The sequence below is a fragment of the Segeticoccus rhizosphaerae genome (assembly GCF_009192725.1).
Taxonomy (GTDB): domain Bacteria; phylum Actinomycetota; class Actinomycetes; order Actinomycetales; family Dermatophilaceae; genus Segeticoccus; species Segeticoccus rhizosphaerae.
Genome location: NZ_VOHR01000214.1, coordinates 1 through 6,671, shown reverse-complemented (window position 1 = coordinate 6,671; position 6,671 = coordinate 1). Strand labels below are relative to the sequence as shown.

The following is a 6,671-nucleotide window of genomic DNA, read 5'->3' as shown; positions in this document are numbered from 1 at the left end:
CCGGCAAACCGCCTGGCCGACGCCGCAGGGTCGGACAGGGTGACCGTCGCCCGGCCGTCGGTGGCGAGCTGGGCGAGCCCGTATGCCGTGGCCGCCGCCCGCCGCCACGGGCCCGGAGCATCCGGGGCGACAGGTGGGGGGCCCGGGGGTGGGGTGAGCAGCTGACGGATGTTCTCGATGACGCCGAGACCGTCGGAGAACGTGTGGTGCGCCATCACCAGCAGAGCCGACTGTCCGGGCGCGACCCCCCGGACGACGATCAGCCGCCACAGGGGCCTGTCGTCGGGCAGGGGGGTGGTTGTCATCGCGTTGACGTAGTCCTGCACGACGTCGTGCGGGGCGGCCCGTCCGTCCGGGCCACGAAGGTCGTGCTCGACCACGTGCCAGGACAGGTCGACCTCCTCGGCGTCGACCCAGCGGAGCCGACGCCAGCGCGATCCCACCGCGAGGTGCTGCCGGAAGCGGGGGAGCCGTGCCAGGTGCAGCGCCACCGCTCGGCGGACGTCGTCCAGGTCCGGGGCGGGTCCCTTCCCCAGCGACGGCGTGGTCGGCTCGAAGTAGGCGAGCCCTGCCACGATCTGCGGAGCCTGCGGCGTGTTGAGGTGCCAGAAGAAGGCGTCGGCTGACGGCACCACCGTCCGACGGGAGTCCACGAACCGCGCACCACCTCTCGCCAGGAGCACCGCGACCCACACCACCACAAAACCGCCGACCGCGTCGAGCACGAAGTGGTTCGCGGTCGACACGATCACCGCGACGGTGACGGCGACGTGGACCGCGCTGACCAGCTGGATCCACCGCGGCGCAACGACGACGCCGAGCATGACGCTGACCCACAACGCCCACCCGACGTGCAGCGAGGGCATCGCGGCGAGCTGGTTGGCCTGGTCGGTCAACGCCCAGCCCCACGAGCCGAGCGTGTGCCCCGTCTGGACGGTGTCGATGAAGCCGCTGTCCGCGAGGAACCGCGGCGGGGCCACCGGGTAGACCACGAAGCACAGCATGCTGACGAGGTTGAGCGCGGCGAAGGAGTCCCGCACGATCCGCCAGTGCCATGGCCTGCGCCAGTAGACCCACAGGATCAGGGCGAAGGCGCTGATCAGGTAGCTGAACGCGTATTCGTAGTTGGCGAGGATCCTCAGCACGTCGTGCGGCGCCAGCCAGTGGTTCGCCGCCAGCTCGACGTCGAGGTGCATGGAGCGCTCCAAGGCCAACAGGTCAGCGGCATGGGCCTTTGCCGTCACCAATCGATCCGGGCCACCAAGGGCGTCCACGAAGATGTAGACGCCGAACAACGCCAGCCCGAGGACGATCTCGCGCTGCCACGGTGGGCGCTGCACCTCACGCGGGGCGCGAGACACGTCTCCGCCAGCTGTGTCGGTCGTCGCCGGCGAGCCCGTGAGCCAGACCCGCGACTCCGAGCGCGATCAGGAGGCCAGCAGCCGCAATCGACGCGAGCGCGCCGGGCTGCGTGGGCGGCGAGGCCTGGAAGGCCAGGATGCCGAGCAGGTAGCTGACCGTGGGGTTGGTGATGTTCATCGCCGCGACCGACCAGGTGAGGGGGCCCGTGGCGAAGGCCGCCTGCTCGAGCACCACGCCGGACAGCGCCGAGAGGGCCAGGCAGTAGCCCGGCCAGTCCCGAGCGGTGCCGCCCGCCCCCATGGTCAACAGGTCGTCGGTGGTGAGCTTCATGAAAACCGCAGTGAACGCGAAGCAGAAGCCGGCCGCAACCGACATGAGGATGCTGCGCACGAGCATCGGCCGTCGCGCGGCGGCCGCGACCAGGAGGGCGATCAGGCCGACCGCCGACAGGGCGGCGATGACCACCCGAGGCCGGTCCGCGGGCGCCGACAGCGGCGTCGCGCCGTCCACCGTCAACAGGAGGGTCAGTCCGCCACCGATGGCGGCACCGGCCAGCCAGTAGCGAGGTGGTGGTGTCCGCCGGTTGCTCACTGCCAGCAGCATCATGGTGAACAGCAGCTGGGTGGACAGGAGTGGCTGCACCAGCGCCACCGACCCGAAGTGCAGTGCCACGGCCTGGGCGAAGAAGCCGGCGAGGTTGGTCAACCAGCCGGTCAACCAGACCTTCTGGCGCGGCAGCTGGCGCACGCCCCGAAGCAGACCGCTCACGAACGCCGACGGAGTCGACGACGGCTCGTCAAGGCGCTCGGTGAGCACGCTGCGGGCTCCCTGCTGCTGCAGGAAGGCGGCCGTGGCGAAGAGGAACGCCGCGGCAAGTCCGATGAGCGTGGCCAGGAACATGTCAGCCCGGATCCCGCGAGTCCCCGGAGCCGCCGCCAGGGCGGGGGGGCACCTGTTCGCCGAATCTGTCGCTCAGACGGCGGAATCCGGCAGGGCTGACCACCCGGACCACGCCGGCCACCCGCAGCCACGTCGGCACGAACGCCTCGGGACGCCCCTCCTCCAGGCACCGGACGACGGCGGCCGCCACGACATCCGCGGGCTGTTGCCTGGGCCGGCGACGGCCATAGGCACGGCCACGGCGCTCGAAGAAGGGGGTGTCGACCGCGCCGGGTACGACGACGCTGACCTCCACCCCGGCCCGGGACACCTCGTAGCGCAGACTCTCGGCGAAGCCGTCCAGCCCGGCCTTCGCCGCGGCATACACGGCCTCGCCGGCGACACCGGTGCGAGCGGCGATCGAGGACACGAAGCAGAGGTGACCGGTGCCTCGGCGGAGCATCTCCGGCAGCAGGAGACGGGTGAGCTCCACGGGGGCTTCGAGGTCGACCCGCAACAGCGTCCGCAGCGTGTCCGGTGGCATCTGGTCGAGCCGGCCCGACCACCCGACACCAGCGCTGTGGATGATCGCGTCAACGCTGCCGTGGGCGGCCAGCGCCTGGTCGGCCAACTCCGCAACGGCTCCCTGCTCGCGGAGATCCACCGTGAGCGCGGTGGCAGACAACCGGTCCGCAACCCGGCGTACGCGCACGGGGTCGCGACCGTGGACGAGGACGCGGGCTCCCTGCCCAGCAAGACGATCCGCCACCGCCTCGCCGATACCGGAGGAGGCACCGGTCACGAGCACCACCTTGCCGTCCAGGCGCACCCTGTCTCCTCTCACGGCCATGCTCGGCCTTGTCAGCCCTGCCGGCGCCTCCCGGAGCCGATCGCGTGCGAGACACGTCGCACCAACCTTCGTGGCGCCACGCGCGCCAGCGCCACCACCGCCTTGTAGGCGGGGCCAGGGACACTGACCACCTTGCCCCTGGCGGCATCGGCGAGACCGTCGCGCACGAGCCGACCGGAGTCGAGCCACAAGGGGTCGGGCAGCCGGCTCATGTCCATTGTGGCCCGATCGTGGAACTCCGTCCTCGTGAAACCCGGACACAGGGCAGTGACGGTGACACCGCTGCCTGCCAGCTCACCCGACAGCGCCTCGCTGAAGACGGTCACGAACGACTTCACCGCGGAGTAGGTCGACAGCACCACGAAGCCGGCCACGGACGACACGTTGATGATCGCCCCACGGTGACGAGTCCGCATGGCACCGGCAGCCGCGTGGGACAGCACCATCACGGCCCGGCACATGACGTCGAGCGCGCGCTCCTCACCCGCGATGTCGCCGGCGATGAAGCCGCGCCCGAGGCCGAAGCCGGCGTTGTTCACCAGCAGGTCGACCGGACGCTCGAGATCGCCGGTGCGGTCGGCGACCCGTTGCACCTGGTCACGATCGGTCAGGTCCGCGGGAAGGACCTCGACCCGCACGCCGTGTCTCGCGCGCAGCTCGTCGGACAGGTTCTCGAGCCGCGCCCGGTCGCGCGCCACGATCACCAGGTCGTGGCCACGATCCGCCAGCTCATGGCAGAAGGCCAGACCGATCCCGGACGACGCTCCCGTCACCAGTGCAGTGGTCATCGACTCTCGCTCTCGTGGTGGATGGTGACCCAACCTTCCCAAACTCCTCTTCCCCGGCGTGGCCGGGTCCATTCCCGTCCGGAACGCTGTCCTGCCCTCGGTCTCTGGGTCGCCGCCGCCCGGTACGGTCTCCCCTGTGCGCATCGCTACCTGGAACATCAACTCCATCCGCTCCCGCATCGACCGGGTCGAGGGCTTCCTGCAGCGCCATGACGTCGACGTGCTCGCGATGCAGGAGACCAAGGCCCGGGACGACCAGTTCCCGATGGACCGACTGCGCGCCCTCGGCTACGAGGTGGCCCTCCACGGCGTGAACCAGTGGAACGGCGTCGCCATCGCCTCACGGGTCGGGATCGAGGACGTCCAGCAAGGATTCACGGACATGCCGGGGTATGGCGAGCCGCTCGCCACCGAGGCCCGTGCCCTGGGTGCGACGTGCGCGGGGGTGCAGGTGTGGAGCCTCTACGTGCCCAACGGCCGCGCACTCGGCGACCCGCACCTCGACTACAAGCTGGACTGGCTGGCTCGGCTCCGGGTGGCGGCGCAGGGATGGCTGGCCTCGGACCCGGACGCGCAGATCGCGCTCACTGGCGACTGGAACATCGCGCCCGAGGATGACGACGTCTGGGACATGGAGGTGTTCGCGCACAGCACCCACGTCTCCCCGCCGGAGCGAGCCGCCTTCCGGGGGATCGTCGACGCCGGCTTCACCGACGTGGTGCGCCCGCACGCGCCGGGTCCGGGTGTCTACACCTACTGGGACTACACGCGGTTGAGCTTTCCCAAACGTCGGGGCATGCGCATCGACTTCGCGCTGTGCTCACCCGCGCTCGCCAGCCGCGTCACCGGCGCCCTGATCGACCGCGAGGAACGCAAGGGCAAGGGCGCCAGCGACCACGCACCCGTCATCGTCGACCTCTCCGACCAGTGAGGCCGACCTACTCTGTGTGGCTCACCCGTGAGGTGGACCATGAGGTGGTGGTCGTCGGCAGCGGGTTCTCCGGACTCGCCATGGCGATCAATCTCAAGAAGCACGGCCAGCACGACTTCATCGTCCTCGAGAAATCCGCGGGTCTTGGTGGCACCTGGCGCGACAACCGCTACCCGGGGTGCGCGTGCGACATACCGTCGCATCTCTACTCCTACTCCTTTGAGCCCAATCCCCGCTGGTCCCGTGCGTATTCGCCCGCAGAGGAGATTCACTCCTACCTCAGGCACTGCGCAAGCAAGTATGCCGTCGAGGACCACCTCTGGTTCGACAGCCCGCTGCAGGTCGCCGAGTATGACGAGACGTCGGGCGTGTGGACGCTCACCATCGGCGGCCCTCGAGAGCACCCGGCAGTCATCCGGTGCCGCGCGCTCGTGCTGGCCGTGGGTGCGCTGCACGAACCAGCGTTTCCGGACGCCCCCGGACTCGGCGACTTCGCCGGTGAGGTGGTGCACACCGCGTGGTGGGATCCCGCGATGTCCTTGAAAGGCAAGCGAGTCGGCGTGGTGGGCACCGGAGCGAGCAGCACACAGCTCATTCCAGAGATCGCGCCGCGCGCCGCAGAGCTCACCGTCTTCCAGCGGACACCACCCTGGATCCTGCCGAAGAACGACCGCGAGTTCGGGAGGGTCACGCGACGACTCTTCGAGCGACTACCGTCCCTCCACCGGGCCTACCGGTCGTCGCTCTACTGGCGGTCCGAGGCGCAGGTGCTGGGCTTCACGTCATACCCCTTCTTCATGAAGGCGGCCCAACGAATCGCCCTGAGACACCTACGCAGCCAGGTGGCCGACGAGGGACTCCTAGGGCTGCTCACTCCCGACTACACCATGGGTTGCAAGCGGATCCTCCTGGCCGACAACTACTACCCGGCCCTGCAACGGGACAACGTGGCACTGGAGACCACGCCGATCGACCACGTCGATGCCACCGGTGTGGTCACTGCGGATGGCACACGCCGGGACCTGGACGTCCTGGTGCTCGGCACGGGCTTCGACGTCTCCGGCTCCTACGCCTTCCTCGACATCTTCGGCAAGGACGGACGAAACCTCGGCAACGAGTGGACCGGTGAGCAGATGGAGGCTCACCTCGGGGCGGCTGTCTCCGGCTTTCCCAACCTCTTCACGCTGCTCGGCCCCAACACCGGCCTCGGTCACAACTCGATGCTGCTGATGATCGAGGCACAGGTCGACCTCATCATCGAGGCGCTCAAGGAGCGTGACCGGCGCCGAGCCCGCTCGGTCGAGGTGCTGACAGAGGTGCAGGAGGACTTCAACCGTGGCCTGCAGCGGCGCAGCAGGGGTTCGGTCTGGCTCAGCGGGTGCCACAGCTGGTACCTCGACAAGACCGGTGTCAACCGGGTCATCTGGCCCGGCTCGACGGTGTCCTTCCGCCGACAGACCCGCGACTTCCGGCCGGAGCGCTACGTCTTCGACGGGGTCCGCACCTGACCACGTCGCTTGTCCTGGGTGCGTTGGGGCGGTGTTCTCCTCACCTGTCGGTGGCGACGGCTAGCCTCGTGCCTGCGGGACGCTCGAGGGCCGGTATGCCTCTGCCTCGGCGTGGTCTTCCGGCTGCCGCATGGTGGCCGATCCCGTGTGGCGGCGGTGCAGGTGGTGCGGATCGCGCAGTTCGCCGCCCGCGGCCAGGTCCGCGACGCCGGGTCGGGGGCGTGGGTGGAGCGAGACTTCGGGGTCGGGCACACCGAGGAGTTCGCCGGCACCGAGATCGGCCCGCTGCTGGGCCTGTCGCCGGGGTCGGCGGACCGGCGGATCGAGGTCGCCGCCGTCCTGGCCCGTAAGCT

At 69.8% G+C, this 6,671-nt stretch carries 7 protein-coding genes; 3 read left to right on the top strand and 4 right to left on the bottom strand.

The window, feature by feature from the left end:
* The 4 genes from FRW57_RS15190 to FRW57_RS15175 form a co-directional block, all read right to left on the bottom strand.
* Positions 1–1,361: bifunctional phosphatase PAP2/O-acyltransferase family protein (locus FRW57_RS15190; protein WP_203230346.1), on the bottom strand; the 1,361-nt coding region annotated here is incomplete at its 3' end.
* A complete protein-coding gene (locus FRW57_RS15185) occupies positions 1,342–2,262 on the bottom strand; it encodes a DMT family transporter (RefSeq protein ID WP_137122165.1) in 921 nt (306 codons plus the stop codon). The genes FRW57_RS15190 and FRW57_RS15185, both read right to left, overlap by 20 nt.
* Position 2,263: 1 nt before the next feature.
* Positions 2,264–3,070, bottom strand: a complete 807-nt coding sequence (locus FRW57_RS15180; RefSeq protein WP_202911576.1) for an SDR family NAD(P)-dependent oxidoreductase — start codon at positions 3,068–3,070, stop codon at positions 2,264–2,266.
* A 32-nt stretch (positions 3,071–3,102) separates the two neighbouring features.
* Entirely contained in the window at positions 3,103–3,879 is a 777-nt protein-coding gene (locus FRW57_RS15175; RefSeq protein WP_152186385.1) for an SDR family NAD(P)-dependent oxidoreductase, read from the bottom strand.
* A 136-nt stretch (positions 3,880–4,015) separates the two neighbouring features.
* On the opposite strand from FRW57_RS15175, the gene FRW57_RS15170 reads away from it, so the two are divergent.
* The 3 genes from FRW57_RS15170 to FRW57_RS15160 all read left to right on the top strand — a co-directional run.
* The gene (locus tag FRW57_RS15170) at positions 4,016–4,810 is read left to right on the top strand and encodes an exodeoxyribonuclease III (protein ID WP_152186384.1); all 795 of its coding nucleotides are present in this window, start codon (positions 4,016–4,018) and stop codon (positions 4,808–4,810) included.
* Positions 4,807–6,318, top strand: coding sequence for a flavin-containing monooxygenase (locus FRW57_RS15165; protein ID WP_238999449.1), 1,512 nt, complete (start codon positions 4,807–4,809; stop codon positions 6,316–6,318). The genes FRW57_RS15170 and FRW57_RS15165 overlap by 4 nt, the downstream gene beginning before the upstream one ends.
* A gap of 147 nt (positions 6,319–6,465) precedes the next feature.
* The coding region (locus tag FRW57_RS15160) for a hypothetical protein (RefSeq protein WP_152186383.1) at positions 6,466–6,671 on the top strand (206 nt) is incomplete at its 3' end.